At 56.5% G+C, this 26,363-nt stretch carries 14 protein-coding genes; 6 read left to right on the top strand and 8 right to left on the bottom strand.

All coding sequences use genetic code 11. The features are described 5' to 3' along the window. Positions 1 to 358: 358 nt before the first annotated feature. The 5 genes from DSM3645_RS27020 to DSM3645_RS27000 all read right to left on the bottom strand — a co-directional run bounded on the left by DSM3645_RS27020 (position 359) and on the right by DSM3645_RS27000 (position 7,579). The gene (locus DSM3645_RS27020) at positions 359 to 1,279 is read right to left on the bottom strand and encodes a PRC-barrel domain-containing protein (RefSeq protein ID WP_002655854.1); all 921 of its coding nucleotides are present in this window, start codon (positions 1,277 to 1,279) and stop codon (positions 359 to 361) included. 313 nt (positions 1,280 to 1,592) lie between these two features. Beyond that, positions 1,593 to 2,741: a GNAT family N-acetyltransferase gene (locus DSM3645_RS27015; protein WP_002655852.1), complete on the bottom strand. Its 1,149-nt coding sequence runs from the start codon at positions 2,739 to 2,741 to the stop codon at positions 1,593 to 1,595. Positions 2,742 to 3,081: 340 nt separating this feature from the next. Next, on the bottom strand, positions 3,082 to 4,473 hold the full coding sequence (locus DSM3645_RS27010; RefSeq protein WP_002655851.1) for an efflux RND transporter periplasmic adaptor subunit: 1,392 nt from the start codon (positions 4,471 to 4,473) through the stop codon (positions 3,082 to 3,084). A 2-nt stretch (positions 4,474 to 4,475) separates the two neighbouring features. Beyond that, positions 4,476 to 6,842 carry an ABC transporter permease gene (locus tag DSM3645_RS27005; RefSeq protein ID WP_002655850.1) on the bottom strand — a complete coding sequence of 789 codons (2,367 nt, stop codon included), beginning with the start codon at positions 6,840 to 6,842 and terminating at the stop codon, positions 4,476 to 4,478. 2 nt (positions 6,843 to 6,844) lie between these two features. After that, the gene (locus tag DSM3645_RS27000; RefSeq protein WP_002655849.1) at positions 6,845 to 7,579 is read right to left on the bottom strand and encodes an ABC transporter ATP-binding protein; all 735 of its coding nucleotides are present in this window, start codon (positions 7,577 to 7,579) and stop codon (positions 6,845 to 6,847) included. 242 nt (positions 7,580 to 7,821) lie between these two features. On the opposite strand from DSM3645_RS27000, the gene DSM3645_RS29785 reads away from it, so the two are divergent. The 3 genes from DSM3645_RS29785 to DSM3645_RS26985 all read left to right on the top strand — a co-directional run bounded on the left by DSM3645_RS29785 (position 7,822) and on the right by DSM3645_RS26985 (position 10,785). Then, positions 7,822 to 7,992 carry a DUF1328 domain-containing protein gene (locus tag DSM3645_RS29785; RefSeq protein ID WP_002655848.1) on the top strand — a complete coding sequence of 57 codons (171 nt, stop codon included), beginning with the start codon at positions 7,822 to 7,824 and terminating at the stop codon, positions 7,990 to 7,992. 74 nt (positions 7,993 to 8,066) lie between these two features. After that, the gene (locus DSM3645_RS26990) at positions 8,067 to 9,881 is read left to right on the top strand and encodes an alpha-amylase family glycosyl hydrolase (protein WP_002655847.1); all 1,815 of its coding nucleotides are present in this window, start codon (positions 8,067 to 8,069) and stop codon (positions 9,879 to 9,881) included. Between the two features lie 136 nt (positions 9,882 to 10,017). Then, positions 10,018 to 10,785: a hypothetical protein gene (locus DSM3645_RS26985; protein WP_002655846.1), complete on the top strand. Its 768-nt coding sequence runs from the start codon at positions 10,018 to 10,020 to the stop codon at positions 10,783 to 10,785. A gap of 11 nt (positions 10,786 to 10,796) precedes the next feature. Here DSM3645_RS26985 and DSM3645_RS26980 read toward each other — a convergent pair whose 3' ends face one another. After that, complete coding sequence (locus DSM3645_RS26980) at positions 10,797 to 12,032, bottom strand: outer membrane protein assembly factor BamB family protein (RefSeq protein ID WP_002655845.1); 1,236 nt, start codon at positions 12,030 to 12,032, stop codon at positions 10,797 to 10,799. A 107-nt stretch (positions 12,033 to 12,139) separates the two neighbouring features. Continuing rightward, complete coding sequence (locus DSM3645_RS26975) at positions 12,140 to 13,564, bottom strand: sulfatase (protein ID WP_002655844.1); 1,425 nt, start codon at positions 13,562 to 13,564, stop codon at positions 12,140 to 12,142. Positions 13,565 to 14,253: 689 nt separating this feature from the next. On the opposite strand from DSM3645_RS26975, the gene DSM3645_RS26970 reads away from it, so the two are divergent. The 3 genes from DSM3645_RS26970 to DSM3645_RS26960 all read left to right on the top strand — a co-directional run bounded on the left by DSM3645_RS26970 (position 14,254) and on the right by DSM3645_RS26960 (position 21,694). Continuing rightward, positions 14,254 to 18,639: a hypothetical protein gene (locus tag DSM3645_RS26970; protein WP_131282858.1), complete on the top strand. Its 4,386-nt coding sequence runs from the start codon at positions 14,254 to 14,256 to the stop codon at positions 18,637 to 18,639. 172 nt (positions 18,640 to 18,811) lie between these two features. Further along, entirely contained in the window at positions 18,812 to 20,347 is a 1,536-nt protein-coding gene (locus DSM3645_RS26965) for a hypothetical protein (protein WP_002655841.1), read from the top strand. Positions 20,348 to 20,482: 135 nt separating this feature from the next. Further along, on the top strand, positions 20,483 to 21,694 hold the full coding sequence (locus DSM3645_RS26960) for an Lpg1974 family pore-forming outer membrane protein (protein WP_002655840.1): 1,212 nt from the start codon (positions 20,483 to 20,485) through the stop codon (positions 21,692 to 21,694). A gap of 5 nt (positions 21,695 to 21,699) precedes the next feature. Here DSM3645_RS26960 and DSM3645_RS26955 read toward each other — a convergent pair whose 3' ends face one another. Then, complete coding sequence (locus tag DSM3645_RS26955; protein WP_002655839.1) at positions 21,700 to 25,821, bottom strand: chemotaxis protein CheB; 4,122 nt, start codon at positions 25,819 to 25,821, stop codon at positions 21,700 to 21,702. Positions 25,822 to 26,363 lie beyond the last annotated feature (542 nt).

Genomic DNA, 26,363 nt, shown 5'->3' with positions numbered 1-26,363 from the left:
ACGGAAACAACGGATTATACGTCAACTGGGCGATGAATCAACCGCCCTCCACGCCATCCGTTTTTAATGTGCTCCGGCAGCAAAAACCCTTAAAAGGGCCAAATCTGCTGCAGGAACCTCGAATTATGCCGCTCTCCAACGGCCCTGTCAACAGGGTTCAAGCGACAGAATCGGAGGGAAATCGCGGGTGCAAAACAGTCGGTGGGGCGTCCTGTGATATCACTGCTGTCGCCGCTTCCAAAATCGGGTCGCTCAGGTCCGAACAGTGGTCCCCCAACAGCACGAAGCCGACACATGTCGAAACATGCGCCGGCCCCGCTGAGGGTGACGTCATTCCATAAAGCGCGACGGCTCGCGGTTACTTCTGACCGCCGACGTTGACATCGACGTTGATCTTACGATCCTTCTTCATCACTTTACCGGACCAAGCCGAATCGGCATGGTGCGGCCAGTTCGACTGGTCAAATCCCTGACGATTTTCGAGTTCCTTTTCGGTGACGTTCATCACCAAGTAGTTCTCGTTCTCGCCTTTGTGGAATTTCAACGCGTCCAACGGCACGGCGAGCAGCTTGTCGCCGATACCAACGAATCCGCCAAACGACAGGGCGACGTATTCGACCTTACCGCGATCCGCATTCAACGCGGCGTCCGCGATCGAACCGATCGTTTCGCCCTGTTGATTCTTCACGGTAATGCCGTCCAGCGTGCTGAGACGCATCGCCGAGACGTCGACTGGCGATTTGGCGTCGTCCGTGGCAAGTTCACCCTTACGAACGTCATTTTCACGTTCATAGTCGTAGGCGCGATCATTGGTCATGACCCATTTGGCGTCGCCGAAATCAGGCCAATGAGCTTCGTCGAAGCCTTGGGCGTTTTCCAGCGACTTCTCGGTGGCGTCAAATTCGATATAAGGGTTGTCTCCCTTATGGGCCGCGACCGCTTGAAACGGAACGGCGAACAATTTGTCGCCGATGCCGGCGAAACCGCCGAAGCTGACGGCGACATAGCGAATTTTGCCCGATTTCAGATCGATGACGGCGTCATTGATCGTACCCAGGTTTTCGCCTTCCGAGTTCTTCACCGTCATGCCGATCAGATCGGCGCCGGTGCAAACTTTCTTCTCGGTGGCTTTGGTAGCATCACGATTCGCATCGCGCTGGGCGTCTACTTTGACGTTCACGCCGCCTGGCTCGGTGGCCGGAGTCGTGTCGTCGGCCAACAGCGGGGCGCTAATCAACAGTGCGGCAGTAAGGCCGCTAGTCATCCAAAAGCGTTTCATCGTTGTTTCTCCTCTAGAGAACAGTTAGTAGCTTGTTCATTCCCTCAGCAGCGTAGTGACGCTGCGACTTGAACGAACTACCATCGCAATGGTCGTGCCATGCGGCGAAAAAGTGGAGAAACTCCAGCAAATCCCGCATTTTCAAGCACTTTACGAAAATGCCGATGTTGGATCAAAGATGACGCATTGGAACTTTTGATCGTCCAAGGATCGCGCTGGCCGTAGCAGAATCAACAGATCGCAAACGACGAAGAGGACGCAGATGCGTCCTCTTTTCTATCTTGCGACAAGCGTGCGAAATAATGTCGTCGCGCTAGCTCTTTTCGGCGGCCGCAGGTTCTGTCGGAGCGTAATCATAGATGCGAAAACTCTTCACCTTTCTCGCACCGCCCCGTTCAAGGGTAGCGCGCGAAAGATGATTGCTTTCCAGCACCCAAGAGAACTCCGCTTCTTGAATCCCAAATTTTAGACTATCCGGAACAAGCCGTTCCAAAAGCACCAGCCCGATCCCCCAACGTTGGAACTCCGGCAATATATTGGTGCTCATCAGGCGCACGCGGTGGATCTTCTTGCGATTCCAAAGCAGTCGTAAGAATCCAAACGGAAAAAGCCGCCCATCGATCTTTTTGATGCGGGGATTGTAATCGAGCAATCCGAACACGGCGCCGACCGGTTTGCCTTCGATCTCGCAAACGGTGGTCAATTCGGGAACGACCAATTGTTTCAACCCTTTCGCCATGTGGTCGACTTCGGCGTCCGAGAGCGGAACAAATCCCCAGGTCGCGACCAACGACTTGTTGTAGATGTCGAGGAACATCCGGACTTCTTCCGCAAAGCGGCTCTTGTCGATGGGGCGCAGTACCGGTTGAAAACGGCGTTTCGCTTCGTCAACGACAAATTTCAGCTTCGGATCGAGCGATTCAAGCATGGCCAGATCACCCCAAAACGCATACAAGTCTTCGACTTTGCGAAAACCATAGCCCTCAATCAAATCAGCGTAATAAGGTGGGTTATAGGACATCATAAAGGTCGGCATCGAATCGAAACCGTCGATCAGTAGACCGCATTCATGATTGAGCGATGGGTTGGTGGGACCGCGGACGAGCAGAATGTCGTGTTCTTTCAACCAAGCTCGAGCGGCGTCGAACAGCGCGTTGGCGACTTCCTGGTCGTTAATCGACTCAAAGAAGCCAAAGAAGCCGCGGCGCTCTTTGTAGCGCTCGATATGGCCGTTGTTGATGATCGCGGCGACGCGGCCGACCGGCTTGCCGTCCTTGAATGCCAGAAAACATTGGATTTCGTTTTTTTCATAAAACGGATCCGGATCGAAGTTCAGCAATTCTCGTTGGTTTTGTCGCAGCGGCGGCACCCAATAGGGATCCCCCTTGTAGAGGTCCCAGGCGAGTTGCGTGAACTGTTTTTGGAGGCGACGCGATACGACCGGTTCTACGGTTATTGACATGCGAAATTTCCGGAACTTTTTTGATCGACGAAGGAGACGGCGTTTACGCCTGAACAGAGTGAGTCGACGCGGCGTATCTTCTTAGAATGTTGAGCACGCGTCGACCGCCCTTTCTGAAAATTATCGCTCTGGGGAGGACGACAGTTTCTTCTGGGTGAGCCCATTTTCCGCTTGCAATTCAAATGCAGAAAACTTTATAAAACAACCTTTGATTCGACAGTTACGCCGATTCTGAGAGAATAGGCGTTCGATATCCTTGGTCGCTTGCGACCGGGAGGACCCTCACAGACACTGCCCCGTTTGTGGGGGTTTTTCTTTTCTTGCCATCCATCCGCGGCGGTCAATTTTGCTCGATAGCACGCACGGCGTCCCCGTCATGCAAGCTTGAATCCGGCGCTAGGATGACCAAATCCTCGGGCGTCAGATTTGCCGTGATCTCGGCGAAGCGATCATTGATCAATCCGACTTCGACGCGAACCAATCGAGCGATCTCGTCGCGAACGGCCATCACTTGCCAATTGCCGTCGGCGGCGCGAAACAGACAGGCGCGGGGGATCGTCAATGCGTCCTCTTTCTCCGCTTCGATCGCGCGAACTTGCACGCGGTAGTCGACGCCCAGCGTCCGATCGACGGCGATCTTCTCGAGTTCGCCGCTGCGCAGACGGACGATCACTTTGACACGTTGTTGATCGACTCCCAGCGAGCTTCGTTTGGTAAATCCGGCCGGTCGAATTCGTGCGACGACTCCCTCTAAGCCGTTCTCCGCCGCGCGTCCGACCGCTGCGCCGTAAATCAGCGCTCGCGAGCCGTGATGCAGATTAACGGCATCCTGACTCAGCAGATCGGCTTCGACTTCCAGTTCGTGCAAATCGCCGATCGTCAGCAATTGCGCGCCGGCGGCGAGTTGCTGTTCGTTGACGATCGATCGTTCCAGCACGACGCCGTCAATCGGGCTGATCATCGTGCCGCGTTCAACATTGGTTTTCGCCTGACGTAGTCGCGCTTCGGCTTCCAGCTTTTCTTGTTTCAGCACGGCGATGGTCAAATCTTTGCGATCGATATACTGTTGCACCAAGGTCGGCAGAAGCAAGGTGGCGGCGTCAATGGATTTCATCGCCTGAAAGATCAGGACGTCTTGTTGATAGTCGGTGTCGGCTTCGACTTTACGTAATTGCGCTCGATCGAGCTCATCTTCGGTTTTAGCGCCAGAAGGAATTAACGTCTGAACGCGACCCAGAAAAGTGATCGCATAGTCGACGCGCGACTTACCAGCGACCATGCGAGCTTTGGCCGCTTCGACGGTCGATTTCATTGATTCGACGAAGTGGGACGCTTGGGTTTTGCTGGTATCCTCGACTGTGGTGTCGGCGTTTTCGGCGATGGACGCGGTTAACCGTTCGACGGCGGCTTTCGCCTGGTCTAGTTCGTTTTGCAGATCGCTCGGCACCAAGCGTGCGACGGTTTCTCCCTTTTTCACGGGATCGCCGGGCTCCAATGCGATTGCTTCGATCCGCCCTCCCAGCGGCATCGTGATCTCATAGGTGCGCGGCAAGCGGGTTTTCCCTTGTTCGTCGACGTATTGTGCGATCGGGCCGCGTCGCGGTCGAGTCGTTTCGACCGGAACGCCGGACGATTGCCCGAGAGCCAACCAGCCGCCGAGGATCGCCAGGATCACGACCGCCGAGATGGTCCACTTGTTAATCCAGCTGTTGCCGGAACGGTTTTTGTTCATGGCTATTCCTTTACTTGAAGAGCCTCGATTAGATTCATTTTGTTGATCTGCCGCTGGACGACCGCATGTGCGGCCAGCGCGAACGAAATGGACGCGACGCTGCCCGCCCAATAAATCCACGCAGCGGTCACGACCGGAAAGCGGATCAGATCTTTATCGATCGTGTAGGTCATCAAGACCACCAGTTCGTACCCCAGCGGAAATCCCAGCAGCGTGCCGATGACGTTCGCTAACATGCTTTCGCGCAGGAACATCGCCCCAATTTCCCACCGCGTATAGCCCAGGGCGCCCAGCGTCGCCGCTTCGCGCTCTCGTTCGGCCAGATTGATCAATGTGGCGTTGAGCACGCTGCCAAAGAAAATGATGCCGGCGAACAAGATAATAGAAAAGATCATCACCAGTTGCCCCTGGACGAACGTCTGACGCATGTTGGCGATCATGTCGATGCGAGCGTTCACCGATTCGATCGCCGGCATACGTTTCAATTCGCGATAGAGCTGATCGATCTCTCCAGGGGCCGGATTGATTTTCAATTGAGCGCCGCTGGCGGCGAACTCTTCCCCACGCAATTTGTTCAAATAGCGAATGTCGGCATAACAGCTCAAGCCAAACATGCCGTCGCAAAGCTGCGTGACCGGAACCGTCAACGGCGTTTGATCTCCTTGTACGGGTCGTAGCACTAACAGATCTCCCCGACCGACTCCCAGAATCGCAGCCAACTGCCGATCAAGCATCAGGCCAACATCCGGCACGACGATCCGCCGTCCCTGCTGGTCGCGCGGCGAAGTCAAGTTCGCGCCCGGGGTGATTCCCATCACGGCGCTCCGTCGACTGTGCGATCCATTTTCGAGAGTGCACGCGACGCTAAAGGTGGGTTCAATCAGATCGGCGCCGGGCAGACGTTGCAGTTCGGTGATCGCAGAGCGATCGACCACGTCTTTAAAGGACAAATCAATATCGCTGCGAACGATCTCCTCAAACTGGACGCGAATGAAGTAGTCGGTCGCTTCGAACATCATCAGGCCGGCGACCAGGATCGACGCGCCGGTCATGGACGCGAAGATCGCGACGGCTGTTCGAACGCGATTGCGCACCATGCCGCGCAGCGCAGCTCGCCAGGGAGACGACAGACGGTTCCAGAACCAGGGAAGGCGCTCGAGCCAGATTCGGCCTGCATGTTTGGGCGGTTCGCTCCGCATGGCTTCGACCGGTTTCAAGATCAGCATCGATCGAGCGCCATACAGCGAACCAAGGATCGCACAGCTTAAACTGACCGCTAGACCGGTCAAATGGGTCGCCAGGAAGAAGTCGGCGTGCAGATCGGGAAACTGAAACAACATCTGATACTGAGAGGTCATTCCTTGGGCGAGTAATATTCCCAAGATCGATCCGCCGATTGCGCCGGCGATTCCGACCGCCGCGCCATACTTCAAAAAATGGGCGAATAACGCCCAGTCGCTGTAACCGATCGCTTTGAAGGCGCCGACGATGGTGCGCTGCTGCCGCGCCAGTCGCGTCATCAACACGTTTAACACCAGCGCCGCGACCGCGAGAAAAACCGAGGGTAGAAACGTGGCGAAGTTGCTCAGTTGCGAGATTTCGTTCGAGATATAGTAGTTCGACGTGTAATCTTTCAGCGGCGTCGCAGAGAAGACTCCATACGAACTGAGTTGCCGTTCGATGTCATCGAGCAAGCGATCCAGGTTGGTCCCCGGCGCTACCGCGCCGACCAACTGATTGGCGGCGCCGGAGAAGTCATAGGCCTCTTCGGCAAAACGCTGCGGTACGTAGAAGACGCCGAAATTTTCGGGGTCTGGAGTCAGCGCCCCTGGCCCTAGCAGATACGTGAACTCGGCGCTGATCGCCGTGCCGACAACAAAAAACTGTTGCCGCCGATCATTCATTAGCAGATGAATCCAGTCGCCCGGCGAGATGCGATTGGCGGCGGCGAACTTGTCATTGATCACGACTTCGTTGTCACGTCGCCCGGTAAAATAGCTGCCGCGAACCATCAAGATATCATTCAGCACCGGTTGGCGGCGCTCGGGCATCGCGATGACCAAGCCGTTGAGCGGCTTGACGCGGTTATCGAGATCGACCGTCGCGGGAAATTGAATCCGCGGCTGCAGCTGGCGGATTCCTTCGATCTGGCGGACCGCTTCGACTTCGGCTAGCGGCAGTTTTTTCAGGTCGATCCAAAAGTCGGCGACGCGGCAATCTGCGTAGTAGCGCTGTTTGGCGCCGCTCAAGCTGCGATAGGTTGACTGCATGCCGACAAACAGGCCGATCCCCAGCGTCATGATGCTGACGATCGCTAGGAGCAGACCTCGCGACTGCACGAGGTCCCGCGCCAGTTTGCGGTCGAGCATGCTCACCAGGTCACCTCTTCTGGCGCGATCGGATGTGGGTTGATCACGAGATCGCTAATCTGTCCGCTGCGCAAGTGAACGACCCGATCAGCCGTTTCGGCGATCGCGCTGTTATGCGTAATCAGCACGATCGTCGCGCCCAAGCGGCGATTGACGTCCACCAACAAGCGCAGCGCTTTTATGCCGGTCGTGTAGTCGAGCGCACCGGTTGGTTCGTCGCATAATAAAAGATCGGGATTTTTTGCGACGGCCCGAGCGATAGCGACGCGCTGTTGCTCGCCGCCGGAGAGCTGGGCCGGAAAGTGATCGGCCCGCTCGGTGAGACCGACCATTTCGAGGACTTCGTCGACATCGGCCGGATCGCGGGCGATCTCGGTTGCGGTCAGCACATTCTCACGAGCGGTCAGATTGGGCGCCAAATTATAAAACTGGAAGACGAAGCCGACATGATCACGGCGGTAGGCGGTCAGTCGGCGATTGGAAGCGGACGTCAGATCTTCACCGCGAAATAAGACTTCTCCTGAGGTTGGCTGATCGAGCCCGCCGACCAGGTTCAGAATCGTCGATTTGCCGCTGCCGCTGGGGCCGACGATCGCCAGGAACTCGCCTTCATATATATCGAGCGAAAAGTCGCGCAGCACTTCGACTTTCACCTCGCCCATGGTGAAGACGCGACCGACGTGATCCAGCCGTACGATCGCCGAGCGATCTGTCGTCGGAGCAGATTCGGTTGTCATGATTTTGCGGGGCCGCCAATGGATTCGGTCCAAACCATCCATTCTACCTTACGTTACCCCCCCTTCTCGCCCGGCGCGGCTGACTTGCGGCCTGACCGGCTGGCGCACGATCAGATCTGCGCGGCATTTAGTACAGAAAACGTTGCTATTTATGGACTTGCGCGAATTGGCACGCCGTATGCTCTTGGGTGGATTGTTCGCAACTTATTGCGGACGCTTCCATCATTTCCAAGGAGAACGTCATGTTAGGTTGGGCCATTACATTTCTCGTGATTGCTTTGATTGCCGCTTTGTTGGGTTTTGGCGGTGTCGCCGGTATGGCGGCAGGTATCGCCAAGTTTCTGGCGGTCGTGTTCGTGATCATGTTCATTATCAGTCTGGTGGTGGGCGGCTTCCGTCGACCCGTCGTTTAACGAACGCGATATTTGCCGAAGTGCTGCTGGGGATTGGCGTTTAAAATTCCTTTGAACGGTTCGTGGAGAATGCGATGGGGACATCGACTGAGCAGAAGTTGGACGAGACGAAGCATCAGCTCGGTATGGGAGCGATCCCACACGAAGAGGGAACGGCGTTTCGCGTTTGGGCGCCGAACGCCGACTCTGTCGCCGTTGTCGGCGAGTTCAACGATTGGAACGCCGACGCCAATCCGATGGCGCACGAAGAGCATGGTTTCTGGTACGCCGACGTCACCGGCGCCGAGCCGGGGCAGCGTTATCGCTTTTTCCTGCGCAATGGAGAGCAAGAACTGTCGCGGATTGACCCGTACGCTCGTGAAGTGACCAACTCGGTCGGCGACGGCGTGATCTACGACACGCATAGCTTCGACTGGGAAGAGGACGCGTTTCAACTCCCGACCTTCAACGAGCTGGTCATCTACGAGATGCACGTCGGCACGTTCAATGGTCAGGACGAAAACGGCCCCGGCGGTTTCGCCGATGCGATCCAAAAACTTGACTATCTGAAAAACCTGGGGATCAACGCGATTGAATTGATGCCGGCGGCCGAGTTTGCCGGCGACTATTCATGGGGTTACAACCCCGCGCAAATCTTTGCGGTCGAAGGCGCCTACGGAGGACCGAACGGCCTGAAACGATTTGTAAAGGAAGCCCATCGGCGGGGAATCGGCGTCATCTTGGATGTCGTTTACAACCACTTTGGGCCGAGCGACTTGAGCATCTGGCAGTTCGACGGCTGGAGCGAAAACGGGAAAGGGGGCATCTATTTCTACAACGACTGGAAATCGACGACTCCGTGGGGAGACACGCGTCCCGACTATGGTCGCGGCGAAGTCCGGCAATACATCCACGACAACGCGCTGATGTGGCTGGACGATTTTCATGTCGACGGACTCCGTTATGATATGACGCTTTTCATCCGCAGTGTCGACGGCGGAACCGAACTGCCGGAAGGATGGTCGATGACCCGGTGGGTGAACGACGTCATCCGCAAGCGTTTTCCAGGCCGCATCCTCATCGCGGAAGATCTGCAAAACAACGAATGGTTAACGAAGTCTCCCGAGGAAGGAGGCGCCGGCTTTCTCTCGCAATGGGACGCCAAATTCGTTCACCCCATTCGGAGCGTCGTGACGATCTTGAACGACTCCGATCGCTCAATGGAAGTCGTGCGCGACGCGCTGCTGTATCGCTATAACGGCGACGCTTTTCAGCGAGTTGTTTATAGCGAATCGCATGATGAAGTCGCCAACGGCAAGGCGCGCGTCGTCAGTGAAGTAAGTGCTCAGCACCCGCACGACGTGTATGCAAAGCGGCGCTCGACGTTGGCCGCGGCGATGATGTTCACCGCGCCCGGCATCCCGATGCTGTTTCAAGGCCAAGAGTTCCTGCAGGATGGCTGGTTCCGCGACGACAAACCGCTGAAGTGGGAACTAGAGGCGGAGTTTCGCGGCATCAAACGACTCTATCGCGATCTGATCCACTTGCGGCTCAATCGCGTAGGATGTTCGCGTGGGTTGACCGGCCAAAACATCGAAGTCTTTCATCTTGACGACGCCAACAAAGTGATCGCGTTTCGTCGCTGGAGCGAAGGTGGTCCCGGCGATAGCGTCGTGGTGGTCGCCAACTTCGCGAACCAAGAATTGCATGACTATCGAATCGGCTTTCCGCGAGAGGGCGTCTGGCGATTGCGTTTGAATTCAGACGCGAAAGTCTATAGCGACGACTTCAGCAACCATGCCGATGGAGACAGTCAGGCCGAACCGGCTCCGTATGACGGCCAGGGTTTCTCCGACACGGTGGCGCTGGCTCCCTACAGCTTCCAGATTTTCTCGCAAGATCCGGCATAACCGTCAGAGTTTGTAGGGTGCTGGACGATTGTGGAACGGCCCGTAGCGGGCCGTTTTCTTTTTCACTTCGCAGCGCCGCGTGGTGGTGTACAATTCCGGTAGGCGCAGCAATCGCACGGCAACTGGGAAAGCCTTCATGGCGAAGATGATGGATACGATCTCTACAATCAACACGACGATTCGAACGCTTCTCGCATTGCTCGTTGCAATCGTGCTCGGTTTCGCATCCTTCTTTGGCTACAACGTCTACCACGAAAAAGAGCTGGCCTTGCAAGATGCGCAAACCAAAGTTGTTGCGCTCGAAACGGAAGTCTTGCTGAAAAAAGAGGCGATCGAAAAGCTGGAGGTTCGCCTGAAGCTGTTAAAGGTCGATCGCCGCATCGGCCAGTTCTATGTCGTCGATCAAACGGTCGATGAGCAGACCGGCAAGAAGACTTCGAAGATTCGTTTTGTCGAAGTCGATCGCCAGGGAGAGACGATTGGTGCGCCGCGCGAGTTTGTCGTCAAAGGCGACGTGGTTTACATCGATTATTGGGTGGTCAAGTTCGAGGACAAATTCGTCGAAGAAAACGATCCCTTTCGTAACACGTCTATTTTTCTCTTCCGCAAGATCTTTGGAGACTCGCAATCGGCGGACGAAGTTCCCGATATCGATAAGGTCGGTGATCGTCCCCTGGTCTACGGTCAAAATCCCGAAGCGACCGAATTTGAAAATGAGCTCTGGTCTGACTTTTGGAAACTGGCCAACGATCCCAAAGCGGCCCAAGAAAAGGGGATCCGCGCCGCGCATGGAGAAGCGGCCAGTATTCAGATGCTCGAAGGAAAGACGTACGAGTTGGAATTACGCGCCTCTGGCGGCATCAGCTTGAAGCCGATCGATAATCCGACGAAGCCAGAATCGTAAGTCGCCGCGCTCTATTGCCCGATGCAATAGAGCGTCTCCAGCCGGGTTCCGCTGCTGGAATCGGCGGTCCGCATGAACATTTGGTCTTCGCAAAATGAGGGGGAAGCGAACGCCTCGTCGCCGAGTTGATTTTCTGCGACCAGCTCGAACTTCTGCGGATTCGCCTTGAAGACGAAGCATTTGCCGCGCTCGTTGAACAGATAGATCGAATCGCCGACCAGCGTGGGGGAAGAACTGACCGAACCTCCTCCCAGTCGCTGTTTCCACATCTCTTGCCCAGTCACGGCGTTCCAGCAATAGGCGATCCCATCGTCGCTGACCGCGTAGACAAAGCCATCGGCGGCGACCAGCGATTGCTCGTAACACTTAACCGGTTGGCGCCACAAGATCTTGCCTGAACCATCCGCTTTGACGGCGATGGTTTCTTTCTCGGGATAGCCGCCGCTGGCGAAGACCGTATCGCCCAACCAGACCAACGTGCCGCATGTCGCCAGCGCCGGCCCATCGACCGACCAAAGGAGCTTGCCGCTTTGCGGATCATAGCTGCAAACCTTGCTGAGACCGCTAATCAGCATCTGGTCTCGACCGGCGAGTTTGGCGACGATCGGTGATGAAAAACTAATTTGCGGTCGATCAATTTTCCAAGCGATCGCGCCGTTTTTCTTGCGGAGCGCGATGATATAGCCTTGTTCGTACTCGGCGGCCAAGATCACTAGATCGCCATAAAGAAGCGGTGAAGGGCCAAAACCAAATTTGAACTGCTGCGGCGTAAAGGGGCCCTGTTTCTTCCAGAGGAGCTTGCCGTTGAGATCCAACGCCGCTAATTGCACCGAGTTGTTGTTATTGAATAGTGCGAATAACTGCTTGCCGTCGCACGCGACGGTCGGTGAAGCGTGAGTGTTTTTCGAGTGAATCTCAGGCGGCAGTCCGCCGGTATTGACGACCGTCGTCCAGAGCGACTTGCCGGTCTTACGATCAAAGCAGAGCACCGACTGCGTTTGCTTTTCTTTGTCGGCGGTTGTCAGCACGACTTTGTCGCCCACCAAAATCGGGGACGAGTGCCCGCGACCTGGGACCGACGTTTTCCAAACCACATTCTCACTGTCGCTAAACTTGGTCGGCGGGCTCTGCCCAGGTTCGGCGATTCCCAAATCGTGCGGTCCGCGCCAATGGAGCCAGTCGCCAGCTTGCAGCATTGTGGAAGACGAAACGAAAACGACGCTCAGGAGGATAAGTCGCGCGATCATGATGTTTGCTCTTTTTACCGTGAAATATTCCGAACATCGCTCCGCCCAGAATAACATTTCCGTTAGGTTAGCTCACCTCGAACAAGCGGCTTGTAAGCCAGCTAACTTTATTGCTGTCCGTCGACTTCCTGCGGCATTTTGGCGTTCATTTTCGTTTGCCAGGTTTGAAGCTTCTGGCGTAACTCGGCCGCTTTTTCTGGGTTCGATTGGCTCAAGTCTTGTAACTCGCCGGGGTCGTGTTGAAGGTTGTACAACTCGGCTCGGTCATCTTCATAAAATTCGATCAGCTTCCAGTCGCCGTCGCGAATTGATGCTCCCGGCGTCCATTTCGATCCGTGATAGTGCGGATAGTGCCAATAGAACGTGCGGTCCTCGGAGGGAGACTTCCCTGCGAGCAGCGGAACCAGGCTTTGCCCGTCCACGTGCAATTTCGGCTGCGCCGGCAGTCCGGCGAGCGAGCGGATGGTGGGGAAGAAATCCATGCTGACGACCGGCGTATCGCAAACGGAACCGGCCTTGGTCACGCCGGGGGCACGAATGATCATCGGCTCGCGGACCCCCCCTTCGTACAGCCAGCCTTTGCCAGAGCGGAGCGGCAAGTTGCTGGTCGGTCCCGCGCCGCCGGTCGTGCAAAGCCCGCCGTTATCGGAGAAGAAGATGACGACCGTATTATCGGTCAGACTCAAACGATCGAGCGCAGCCAAAATGGCTCCGACGCTGTCATCGACTGCGGCGACCATCGATGCGTACTGCGGGTTGTCTTGTCGCATGCGCGACTTTCCGCCCCCTTCTTTTTGAACGGGCGTTTCCCCCTCAAACTGCTTCGCCTTTTCTTGGTAGTGTTTGACCCGTTTTTGATAGGGCTGGATCGGCGTGTGAACGTTGTAGTAGGCCAGGTACAGCAAAAATGGTTTCGCCTGGTCGCGCGTCTCCAAAAAGTGAATCGACTCTTCGGTCAACCGTTCGGTCAGATACTCGCCGTCATGTTTCGCTTCTAGCACCGGATTGTTCCAGGGCGAATAGTAGCCGCCGGGAGGGGAGCCTCGGTCGTGCCCGCCGATGTTGATGTCGAACCCTTGCTCGGTCGGCCAGTTTCCTTGGTCGCCCAAATGCCATTTGCCGGCGAAGAAGGTGGAGTAACCGTCGGCTCGCAGCGACTCGGCGATCGTCGTTTCTTCCGGCGCCAGATCATCGCGATCGTGGATATGTTGGAAGCGGTGATTCTTCGCCCCCTTCGCTTTCATCCCCGGGATCCAATCGGTGATGTCGACCCGGACCGGATGCCGACCCGTCATGATGCTGGCCCGCGTCGGCGAGCAAACGGGACAAGCGGCGTACCCGTTGGTGAAACGCATGCCGCTGCCGGCCAACTTGTCGATGTTCGGCGTTTCGTGAAACGTGCTGCCGTTGCACCCTACGTCAGCCCAGCCGAGGTCGTCGACCAGGAAGAAGACAAAGTTCGGGCGCTCCGCCGCTTCGGCGTAGGCGGCGCCGGCAACGGCAAGACAAAGCGTCAGGAGGGCATTTCGCATAGCAGGCTCACACAAAAGACGAGCGACGGGGGCAAGTTGGTCCTCGCCATTATTCCTGGACGGAAGCAGTGACGCAAATCGCGCCGAGAAACGCTCGCTAGGGCGAACCGCGGGGCGATTGGCAGGTGTTGGAGTGGTCTACGGCTTAAGGCATAGGAGTTTCGAGCGGCGACTTCGCGTCCATTAGAAATGTCCGCTTGGCGAGATTGGGGAAAATTTGGCGACTCGAAGGAACGCGTTTGGTGTTTCAATCAAAACGCGATCGCCGCTCCGTCGCCGAGAACTTGTTACGCAGCGCATACCAACTGGCGAATGCTAGCGTTGACGTCTTGGGTGTTTGCGAAGAATTGTCCGAATAAATCTTATGCGCAATTTTCAAGAATCTTGGGATTTTAGGAGGAGTAAACCAGCGTCGGTGGAACCAATTTTCGCGTTGTTAAGTCGAACTAAAGACGAAGATTCACCAGACAACATGGCCGCAAATTGCCCCTTTTATCCAGGGTGACAGATTCGGCGCGATCGGCCATTTCAGCGTCCCGCTTGGCTGGGTAAAGCATGCGTGAAAGTGGATTAGTTGACTTCGCACCCTATCCGTTAGAATTGCCACGCTTTACCTAGACTGACCAGGTGGAATCTGGTCGGCCTCCGTTCCTTCCCCTATTCCAACGAAGACCTACAGAAACATCTCTATGCAAAATCGCCGTGATCTAAACTCATTGCGTCCCTTCCGCGCCTCCTCCCCCAAAGCTCGCCGAAGCCGGAACCATGTCTCACAATTGGAGTCGCTGGAGCCGCGCGTGGTGCTGACGGCTTCCGGCGTGCCTGGCAATGATTGCGCTCCGGACCTCAATCTCGCGGACGTTCCCCAGATCAATCTGGTCGTGGGGCAAGCGTTCACGATCGATTTGTTCGCCAATGGCGCAACCGTTGTCGACTTGGACGCGAGCGGAGATCCGACCGGCGATCAGATTCGCCTGGTGCTGGATCCCGATGTCGGCACCGACACGCCGGAAGGAGCGAAGATTTCGACCTCCGGCATCTTCACTTGGACGCCGACGGCAGATCAGGTGGGGTCTCATAAAATCATCGTCATCGCGATCGACCGGGGAACGACGCCGCTAGCGGACGCTGAAACATTCACGATTGTCGTTTCGGCCGCAGGAAACCAGACCCCGTCGGTCGATCTGAACGGCCCCACGGCCGGAACCGGCTACAACGGCCAATTTACGGAAGATGGCGGGCCAGTCGCCGCCGTCGGGGCAAACCTGACGGTGACGGATGCGGACAGTCCGCTGCTCGACTCGGCCAAGATTGTGCTGGTGAATCGTCCCGATGGAGCGGCGGAGTCGCTTTCGGTGGATGTAACCGGCACGAGCATCGTCGTGACCAGCTATGACCCCAACACCGGAGAACTGCTCCTCTCGGGGGCTGATTCGCTGGCCAATTACCAGCAAGTCCTGCGAACGCTCCAGTACAACAATACGTCGCAAGATCCGGACTCCACCGTTCGCACGATTGAAGTGACGGTCAACGACGGGGTTTCTGACAGCGTCAAAGCTGCGTCGAAGATTACGGTCGTTCCGGTCAACGATGCGCCGACGGTCGACCTGAACGGCGACGATGCGGGAACTAGTTTTGAAGCGACATTTGCCGAAGGAGATGGTCCGGCGGCGATTGTCGATACCGATCTGGCGCTAGCGGATGTCGACAACACGACGTTGACTTCGGCGACCGTGACGATCACCAACTGGTTGGATGGCGACTCCGAGGTCTTGGCGGTCGACACCACCGGCACGGCGATCACCGCGAGTTATGTCGGCGGCGTATTGACCTTGAGCGGCGAGGATACGCTGGCCAACTATGAGCTGGTCCTGCGTTCGCTTACCTATGACAATACCTCGCTTGATCCGACCGAGACCGCTCGCGTGATCGAAGTGGTCGTCAACGATGGCGTCGACGATAGCGTCGCCGCGATCAGCACCGTCTCGATCTTGCTTGAGGATAATGCGCCGAGCGTCGATCTGAACGGCGACGACGCAGGCATCGATTTCAGTGCGACCTTCACCGAAGATGGAGGCCCCGTCGCGATTGTCGACGCCGATCTGGCGATCGCCGACGCCGATAGCGCGACGTTGACTTCGGCGACCGTGACGATCACCAATCTGCTGGACGACGCCGCCGAAATCTTAGCGGTCGATACGACCGGGACGGCGATCACGGCCAGCTATGTTGGCGGCGTGCTGACATTGACCGGTGAAGATACGCTGGCCAACTATGAGCTGGTCTTGCGTTCGCTCACCTACAATAATACTTCGGAAAACCCGACTGAGACCGCTCGTCTGATCGAAGTAATCGTCAATGATGGCGAAAGTGATAGCGTTGCGGCGGTCAGCACGGTCACGGTTGTAGGCGTGAACGACGCTCCCGATTTGGAGACGATCTCCGATCAAGAAGCTCATCTCGGCGTGGTGATGGAAGTGATCGTCACCGCTTCCGATCCGGAAGGGGATGTGCTGGAATTCCAGCTCGACTTTGATGATCCCAGCGGCAACATGCCTGCATCGGCGACGATCACCAAGACCAGCGATACGACGGCGTTGATCTCCTGGACGCCGAGTATTGAAGATGGCGCCGGGCCGTTTGTGTTTGTCGTGTTGGTAACTGATGATCATCCGACCGATGCGCTTTCCGATTCGGAGACCTTCACCGTCACGCTCGTCAACGATCCGCCGATCATCGATCTGAACGGTGAGGATGAAGAAACCGGCTTCGCGGCGACCTTTACCGAAGACGAAGGTCCCGTCGCGATCGTCGATACCGATCTGACGATTTCGGACATTGATAATACGACGTTAGCATCGGCCGCCGTCACGATAACGAATCTGCTGGATGGAGCCGCCGAAGAACTGACGGTGGATACGACCGGGACAGCGATCACGGCCAGTTACATCGACGGCGTGTTGACGTTGACCGGCGAAGATACGCTGGCCAACTATGAGTTGGTCTTGCGTACGCTCACTTACGAGAACACGTCGGAGAATCCAACCGAGACCGCTCGTCTGATCGAAGTGACTGTCAACGATGGCGCTGTCGATAGCGTCGCGGCGGTTAGTACGGTCGCCGTCGTGGGAGTCAATGACGCGCCGAATCTGGAAGCGATCTCCGATCAAGACGCCCAGGTCGGCGAATTGATGGAAGTGATCGTCACCGCTTCCGATTCAGAAGGGGATGCGCTGGAATTCCAGCTCGACTTTGATGATCCCAGCGGCAACATGCCTGCATCGGCGACGATCACCAAGACCAGCGATACGACGGCGTTGATCTCCTGGACGCCGAGTATTGAAGATGGCGCCGGCCCGTTCGTGTTTGTCGTTCTGGTAACCGATGATGATGCGACGGATGCGCTGTCCGATTCGGAGACCTTCACCGTCACGCTCATCAACGCTTTGCCGATCGTCGATTTGAACGGCGAAGATGAAGGGACCAGCTTCACGGCGACCTTTACTGAAGACGAAGGTCCCGTCGCGATCGTTGATACCGATCTGACGCTGACCGATGTCGACAATACGACGCTGGTTTCGGCCACCGTCACAATCACCAATCTGCTGGACGGCGCCGCCGAAGAGCTGGCGGTGGATACGACCGGGACAGCGATCACGGCCAGTTACGTCGACGGCGTGTTGACGTTGACCGGCGAAGATACGCTGGCCAACTATGAGTTGGTCTTGCGTACGCTCACTTACGAGAACACGTCGCAAGAACCGACCGAGACCGCTCGGGTGATCGAAGTGATCGTCAACGATGGCGCCGACGATAGCGTCGCGGCGGTCAGCACGGTCACCGTTGTGGACGTGAACGAATCGCCGAATCTGGAAGCGATCGCCGATCAGGAAGCGCAAGTTGGCGTCGCGATGCAGGTGATTGTCACCGCGTCCGATCTGGAGGGGAACGATCTGACGTTCCAACTTGATTTTGATGATCCGAGCAGCAGCATGCCAGCCTCGGCGACGATCACGAAAACCAGTGATACGACGGCATTGATCGAGTGGACTCCGACTGTGGAAGAAGGCGCCGGCCCGTTTGTGTTTGTCGTGTTGGTGACCGATAACGACCCCGACGCTCCGGGAACCGACTCGGAGTCATTCACCGTCACGTTGACGAACGCTTTGCCGATCGTTGATCTGAACGGTGAGGACGAGGGAACCGGCTTTGCCGTCACCTTTACTGAAGATGGTGGTGCGGTAACGATCGTCGATTCTGACCTAGGGGTGTTTGATACCGACGACCTGACGTTGACTTCGGCCACGGTGACAATCACAAACTTGCTGGACGGCGACGCCGAGGCGCTGACTGTCGATGTTACCGGCACGTCGATTATCGCGACCTATGTGGATGGCGTACTGACGATGATCGGAGAAGATACGTTGGCCAACTACCAGTTGGTGCTGGGTACGCTCGCCTACGAGAACACCTCAGGCAACCCGAGCGAAGCGGATCGTCTGGTCGAAGTGACGGTTAACGACGGGACGGACGACAGCGTCGCAGTGGTCAGCACGGTCACGGTTGTCGCCGTTAATAACGCTCCGGAAGTCGACCTGAACGGGGAGGACGCCGGAACCGGTTTCGCCGCAACCTTCACCGAGGATGCTGGGCCGGTTGTGATTGTCGATACCGATCTGACGGTGACCGATGTCGACAACGCCACCTTGGCCTCGGCGACGGTAACCATCTCCAACCTGCTCGATGGCGCCGCCGAAACCCTTGCGGTCGACACGACCGGGACAGCGATTACCGCTAGTTATCTGAACGGCGTGCTGACGCTAAGCGGAGCAGATACGCTGGCCAACTACGAGCTAGTGCTGCGAACGCTCACCTACGAGAACAGTGCGGAAGATCCGGACGAAACCGATCGCCTGGTGGAAGTGGTCGTCGATGACGGCACGCTCGCCAGCGTGGCCGCTGTCGGTACCGTGACGATCGTCACGGCAGGCGAACCTCCTTTGGAAGGGGAATCGATCAACAACGATGAATTTGATCTCGCCCTGACCGAAGTCCTAGACGAACCTTGGCTGTAACCGTCAGCGAAGTCGTTAGACCTGTCTCATTTTTTTGGGAGAAAGGACATCTCAATCGAGGTGTCCTTTCTTTTATTACGAACCAAACAGCAGATTCAGGATGATCGTTGAAAGGTCGTGATTATCATGGTGTTGTCAGCCCCCCTTTCACCCTCAAAAGATTCATTTCTGCATGTCCTACCGACGAGCTTTATCTTGTGAGCGGCTGGAAGGTCGCCAACTGCTGAGCGTTTCTCCGACCGGCGTAGAACAGTTGGTCAACGAGCCGAGCATCGGGGACCAAATTACGGATGCCGGAAATTCGGCCTCGTTTTTGGACGATGGATCAATCGTTGTCGCTTACTCCGGCGTGGGGTTCGGCGATCGCGACGGCGTCTTCTTTCGCCTTCTGGATGAATCGGGGCAACCGCTTGGTTCTTCGCAATTGATCAATCAGACCACGGCGGGCGAGCAATCAAATGTCTCGATCACGCTGCTCCCCAGCGGCGGATTTCTCGCCGTCTGGCAAGGCCGCGGAGTTGGAGATCGGTCCGGCGTTTTTGCTCGCTGGTACGACGCTTCCGGCAATGCGATGACAGGCGAAGTGCTGATCAATCAAACGACCGGCGGCGTGCAGGAAAACCCGGAGGTCGCGATCGCGTCCGACGGCACGGCGACTTTCGTTTGGCAAGGAGTCGGCAGCGGCGATTTTGATGGAATCTTTGCTCGCCGGTTCAGCAGCGCCGGCGTCGCGCTGTCTGGGGAAATGCTGGTCAACACGACGACCTTTCGCGAACAAGCGTACGCCGACATCGCGATCAACGCGGACGGAATCATGCTGGTCACGTGGAGCAGTCGCCACCAGGATGGCAGCGATTGGGGCATTTACGCTCAGCGATTCAGCGCGGACGGAACGAAGCTGGGGAGCGAGTTTCTGGTCAACGCCAACACGGCTCAAAGTCAAGAAGCGGCGAGCGTCGTTGCGCTCGGCGATAGTTTCGCGGTCGCCTGGCAAAGTCGCAATCAAGATGGCGACGGCTGGGGAATCTATGCCCAACAAGTCGGCGTTTCGACCGGGCTGATCGGATCCGAGTTCCTGATCAATGCGGCGACCGCGGGGCAGCAATTCGAAGTGAATTTGGCGGCGACCGCCGACGGGGCGATCATCGCGGCCTGGACCGATGGCGTGTTGGATGGAACCGGCTGGAATGTGAAAGCCCGCAGCATTGATCTCTCGACGCCGACGCCGGCGCTTGCAGATGAATTTTTTGTCAACGCGTCGACCGCGACGCCGCAGTTCGGTCACCAGCGTGCTCCGAACATCGCCGCATCGGACGCCGCGTTTGCGATCGCATGGAACGGAGATGGCGTCGTCGATCACGACGGAGTCTATTTGCTCTGCGTCCCGGCGGAAGCGGTTGTCAACTTGTCGCCTGATCTCGCGCCGATCCCCGATCAAATGGCCCAAGTCGGGGTCGAACTGGTCATCGAAATTACCGCAACCGATCCCAACCCCGGGGATACGCTCACCTACATTCTCGACGCCGAAGATTCGCCCGCGGGTGCGACCATTGAAAAGATAGATAACAACCACGCAATTATTCGTTGGACTCCGACGGCGGCGGACCTACCTGGCCCTGTCTCTTTCCGCGTGCTTGTCATCGATAACGGCGAACCTCCACTTGCCGACGACGAGGAGTTTGTCGTCACGCTCTCCGCTCCTGTCTGATAGCTGCTAGCAGCTGCAAAATTGATACAACCGGAAAAGCTGGATTATTCTGCGCAGCCTACCGATAGACGATTGTAGGGAAATTTAGAGTCCGTTTCTGGCTCAATCCCGAGCTTCGTTTGTGGAGACTGTTGGATGTCATTTACTCGCTTACTCGCCGTCGCGCTGCTCATCGGAGTTTTTACGACCGCCGCTTTTGCGGAGTCGGCTCATAACGTGGGCGGCGCCCGTTCCAACGCCCAACCGCAGCGGCTCCGACAACCGGCCGTCGCGCGTCCCATGACGACGGCGCCCAAGCGGACTGCTAGCCCGCAGTCGGTGGCGATGATCGCCACTAACGATCACGTTGCGCCGGTCAGCTATCACGCGACGACGATGATGCCGACCGAGACGACCTATTCGCCCGGTGATTCGAGGATGATGACCGGCGAAGACATGTCAGGCGGTTGTATGGATGAATGCGTCCCTTGTCGCTCCAACTGGTACGCCGGCTTCGAGGCGACTTTTTTGGCGCCGCGGTTCAGCGAAAACCCCGCTTATAACTTGATGCAGTCAGACGGCGCGAGTTTCGAGTCGTATCAGCAGGTCGAGTTCGAATCGAAGATGGCGTTTGCTCCGCGTGTTTTCACGGGAGTTCAACTCAACGACAACATCGGCTTTCAGGCGACCTGGTGGCGTTTCTCTCATGATCCCGCCAGCATCACCGCGCAGCCGCCGGCCGATGGATTTGGCCGAATAACGCCGCCGCTGTTTGGCGATGTTGATACCTCGACCACGATTCCCGGCGAGACATTTACCGCCAACTCAGGACTGACCGCCTACACGATCGATCTCGAGTTAACGAAGAAAGGCTGTTTTTCGTGCTGGAACTTTGGGGTCGCCGGCGGCGTTCGTTATGCCGAGATCAACCAGAGTTATCTCTCACAGACGGTCGACGCCGCAGGCACGCTTGCGGGGCAGATCGACTATCAACATGGCCTCAGCGGATTCGGTCCGACGTTGTCGATGTTCGCATCGGTTCCTGTCGCGCCTTGTTGGTCCCTGTTCACGCGCGGCCGTGGTTCGCTATTGTTTGGCGATGCCCACAGCAACTTGAATGCTGGCGAAGATCTCGATCTGACGACCCCTTTTACGACGACCAGCACTTCCAGTCGCGATGACCTGTTGTCGATCGGCGAATTGCAGTTGGGGCTGCAATGGAGCGGCGGCCAGACTTGCCGCATCTGGAAACCTTTTGCGACCGTCGCGATGGAAGGGCAATTCTGGAACGGCGTCGGCAACGCGACAAGCGAAGAAGGTAATGTCGGCTTCTTCGGCGTGGTCACTTCGGTCGGCGTGAACTGGTAGCCCGATTATTGGGAGCGATTTAGCTCTTCGAGGGCGCGGGTTAATTCGGCCGGCTTTAGCGGCTTGACTAAATGCATGTCGAAACCGGCGTTACGCACCGCTTTGCGATCTTCCGTGCGGCCATAGCCGGTCAGCGCGATCAAGTAGATCGCGTCGCCGAGTTTTTTGCGAACATTCTGGGCGATTTGGTAGCCGCTCAATTGCGGTAGGCCAATATCGACGATCGCGACATCAGGATTCTGATGCAAGATCAGGTCAAGCCCCTGCTGCCCTTCATTGGCGGTGCAGACATCGTGCCCATCAAGTCGGAGCATTGTCTCCAGCATTTCGCGGCAATCTTTGTTGTCTTCGATCAATACGATGCGTCGATGAGTTTGGGTGATGCTCGGACTCCCGTTCGCATCGGGGTGTTGCTGGATTCGTCCATCGGCCAACAGCGGCAATCGCAGAACAAACTCACTCCCCTTCCCCGGTCCATCGCTATGGGCCGAAACCCGTCCACCATGTAACTCGACCAGTGTCTTCACCAAGGTCAAGCCGAGCCCCATCCCGCCATCGGTTCGATCCAGGGTATCATCCGATTGCACGAACAACTCAAAAATGCGTTCCAGCATGTGAGGCGGTATTCCACTTCCGTTGTCTTTGACGCGATTGACGGCCTCTCCATCTTCGCGTGACAGGGAGAATCGGATTTCGCCCCCTGGCGCGGTGTACCGCGCCGCGTTCGCCAACAGATTTTCCTGAATTTGCAGTAGACGCGTCGGATCTCCTTCGACCAGCACCGGCGTCTCGGGCACTTCAATCACCAGGTTATGTTCTCGCGCTTGAATGAGTGGGGCGACCGCCTGGGTGACGTCCTCGACCAAGGTTCGCAAGTCGACCACTTGCGGGCGAATCTCGATCTTTCCTCGCATGACGCGCGACACATCCAGCAAATCGTCCAGCAACCGCGCCGCTTGCAGCGTTTGTCTTTGAATTACGTCGCATACTTCGCGCACATCGGGCGAGAGGTTCGGCTCTAGATCCAAGACATAGGTCGCCGTCAGCGTGGCTCCTAGCGGATTTCGCAGTTCGTGCGAGAGCATCGCCAGAAACTGGTCGCGATTGTTCACGGCGGCTCGCGCCTCTTTCTCGGCATTGATTCGATCGGTGATGTCCTTCGCGCTGCTGGCGATCGCGACAGGCTTCCCTTGCTCGTCAGTCAGAACAGAGAGCGTCAACAAGACGGGAAAGACATTTCCTTGACGATCTTGTTTGACCGTTTCGATATTGCGCAGCCCCCCTTTTTCCAAGCAGCGCTGGCGCAGCTCGCGCGATCGGAGAGAATCCTCCGGCGGGACCAACAGTTCGAATCTCTGTCCAATCAACTCACTGCGCGAATAGTCGTACACACGCTGCGCTTCGGCGTTTAAATCGGTGATTCGGCCCTCTAGGTCTTCGACGACGATCGGATCCGCTGCGTCAACAAATACTTTCGACATGAGCCGCGATTCGTTTTCGGCTTGCTTCAATCGGCTGATGTCAATCAGCGTCAGTACGACTCCTTGCACCGTTTGTTTGGGCCGATAGGGCAATACTCGCAGTAACAGCGTCTGCGACTGGCCGGCGCGAACTTCCCTTTCGATCGGCTCGCCGTTCTCCAGGACCGCATTCAGATCGTCCATCAGTCCGGCGTGTTCGATGTTGTGCGAAAAGCTGTCGATCCGGCGGCCGATGTCGGAAGCGACGAGATGAAACGCATCGCCGATCTTGGGAGTGTATTTTCGAATGCAAAGTTCGCGATCCAAAAAAATAACGCCCAAGTCGGTGCTATACAACAAGCTGTCGAGATCCGCGGTCATCTCCGTCAGCTCAGCGATTTTCTTCTGATATTCGGCGTTGACCGTATAGAGCTCTTCATTGACGCTGTGCAGTTCTTCATTGGTGCTCTGCAACTCTTCATTCGATGCGACCAGCTCTTCGTTAGTCGCTTGCAATTCTTCATTGCTGGTCTCCATCTCCTCGACTGTCGCTTGCAGATTTTCTTTCGTGTAGCGCAGTTCTCCTTCGAGCGCCACGATCTGATCGCGTGAGGCCTCCTCAATACCGAGGCCGATATCGGCCTCGGCGGCGACTTCTGCAGTGGAGCGAGACGTCAGCGGTTGGAACGTGATGAGAAAAAACTCGCCGCCCGTTTGACGATCTTGGATCGGTTTGACCGCCAGATGAACGACTTGTTGCGTGTCGCCGACTTGAATTCGAATCCCGCGAAAGCTGACTGGCGTTCGCTTTTTTGCGGCCTGTTGGATCGCCGTCGTCACGGGAATTCGCAGATCAGGGATCATCAGATCGAGGAAGTCGTGCGAAGGACGACCATCGCGCATCTTCAAATAGTCCGATCCGCCGCCGAACGATTGGATCAGTTCGCGATGGTCGTTGACGAGCAAGCTGGGGGGCGCATGCTCTTTCAGCAACTCGTCATACGCTCGCAGCAGCGGACCGTCCGGCGGAGCGACCGCCGCTGAGGCGACGCTAAATCGTGAGACTCCTTGCGGCTTCGCATATCCGGCGGAAAGCGGCAAACGCATGTCAGGCGGCAAACGCTTGTCGCGTCGCTTGCGATAGACTTTCCAACGCTCGTCGAGGGCCTCAAATTCTTCGGCCAATTCACCAGGACTCTCACTGGGCCCCATCATCATGACGCCGCCGGTATTCAGCGCAAAATGAAACAACGAGATCGCTTTTTTCTGCGCCAAGGTTTCCAGGTAGATCAACAAATTGCGGCAGGTGATCAAGTCGATCTTGGTGAATGGAGCGTCTTTGATGATGTTGTGCGGTGCGAAGACGATCATCTGACGAAGCTCTTGGGAGACGCGATAGCCTCCTTTAACCCGTGTAAAAAAGCGTTCCATGCGACTGATCGGCACCTCAGAAACGGACGCTTCGCTATAGATCCCGACGCTGGCGAACTCCAACGAAGTTCGGTGGACGTCGGTCGCAAAGATCTTGACCTGGAGCGGCCGCTTCAACTGCTCTAGCAGCTCTTGCACCAAAATCGCGATCGAATACGGTTCTTCTCCCGTCGCGCAGCCGGCGACCCAAATCCGGAGTTCCCCATCGTCGGGAACCTTCTCAATCAGCGACGGTAAGATCTCCTTCTGCAGTCGCTCGAATGCTTCGCCATCACGAAAGAACTTCGTCACGCCGATCAGCAGATCTTTGTACAACCGATTAAGCTCTTCCGGATCTTCGCGCAGGCGATCGACGTATTCTTCCAAATCGGTGATCTGACTCATCAGCAAACGGCGCTGCACGCGGCGCGTGACCGTCGTCCGTTTGTAGAACGAGAAGTTGATGTCATAGTTGGTCCGCAGTAATTGGAAGATCGCGTCAAAGCCTTCCAGAATCGACGGATTTGTTTGCGCCTGCTCTAGTGCGTATCCCTCGGCGCTATGATGCCGAACGTAAGACAACAACGCTGGCGGGATTTTCTCAGGGGGGAGAATTAAATCCACTTCGCCAGTTTCGACGGCGCTTTTCGGCATTCCATCGAATTTGGCGGAATCTGATTCTTGCGCGATCACCAAACCGCCTGCCTCATGAATATCACGGATTCCCCGCGACCCGTCGCTGCCGGTTCCGGACAAGACGATCCCGATCGAGCGCGGACCGCAGTCTTGCGCCAACGAGCGGAAGAAGATATCGATCGGCAGCGCCAAACCCGATTTTGGATCTTTGTCGCTCAACAGCAACTTGCCGTTGGCGATGATCATTTCCTTTTTGGGGGGGATCAGATAGATCGAGTTGGGCTTGACTTCAATTCCATCAGTGACGCGATAGATCGGGATTTTCGTTTGCCGCGCCAGCAGTTCGTCCATCACGCTCTTGAAGTCAGGCGACAAATGTTGAACGACGATGAACGCCATTCCGGAGTCATAAGGCATGTTGGCGAAGAAGATTTCTAGTGACTCTAAGCCGCCAGCCGAAGCGCCTAAACCAACCACAGAAAACTGAGACATTCGGGTAGAGTTAGAATCACCATCCAGGGGCATCTCGCCCTCTTCCGTCTCGTCCAAGTCGCGCAGTTCCCGGACGATTTCATCCGCGTGACCATCACGAGAACGCGGCAGCTCTGGTGAATTGCCCATGACCAATTTCCCCCTAACTATTAGATCGCCGACCCCGTCTTTCTAGTCGGCAATCTACGTTCGACCATTTAATTTGGGCGGACCAAGATGCAACCTCTATGCCGATTCATGAAAAACAGGAATGAACGTCTCGAACTGAGAAGATTGCGGGAGAAAAGGCCCCAAGAAATAATTGAAAAACGACCTATTTGTGGCCGTTAGAGCATTTCCGCAGAGAACGCACGGACATTCGCTCCAGCAAAACTCTCACAGATAAGATTTTCGCCCGCTTACGGGAAAAACAGCGGCTTTCAAGACTTCCTGAGTGATCGTTAAGCGACCAATAAAAGCCAAGATTCGCTAGAATAATGTTGAGGAAAGTTCTCTTGAAATAGGCGGACAGCGCACGGCGATTGCGCCATGATGGCCATTCTCCGGGGAACGGATCCGCGATTCGAACTGCTGTAGGCGTCGTTTTACAAAATGTCAATCTCGGCGCGGGCTTCGCCGCCAGCGCCGTTCATAGTACGCTCGGCCAAGTGCTCAAATTAATTCGCTCCGGC

Origin of the sequence: Blastopirellula marina DSM 3645 (genome assembly GCF_000153105.1) — a bacterium.
Taxonomy (GTDB): domain Bacteria; phylum Planctomycetota; class Planctomycetia; order Pirellulales; family Pirellulaceae; genus Blastopirellula; species Blastopirellula marina.
Note: the sequence above shows the minus strand (reverse complement) of the source record. Positions and strands in the feature narration are given on the sequence as shown.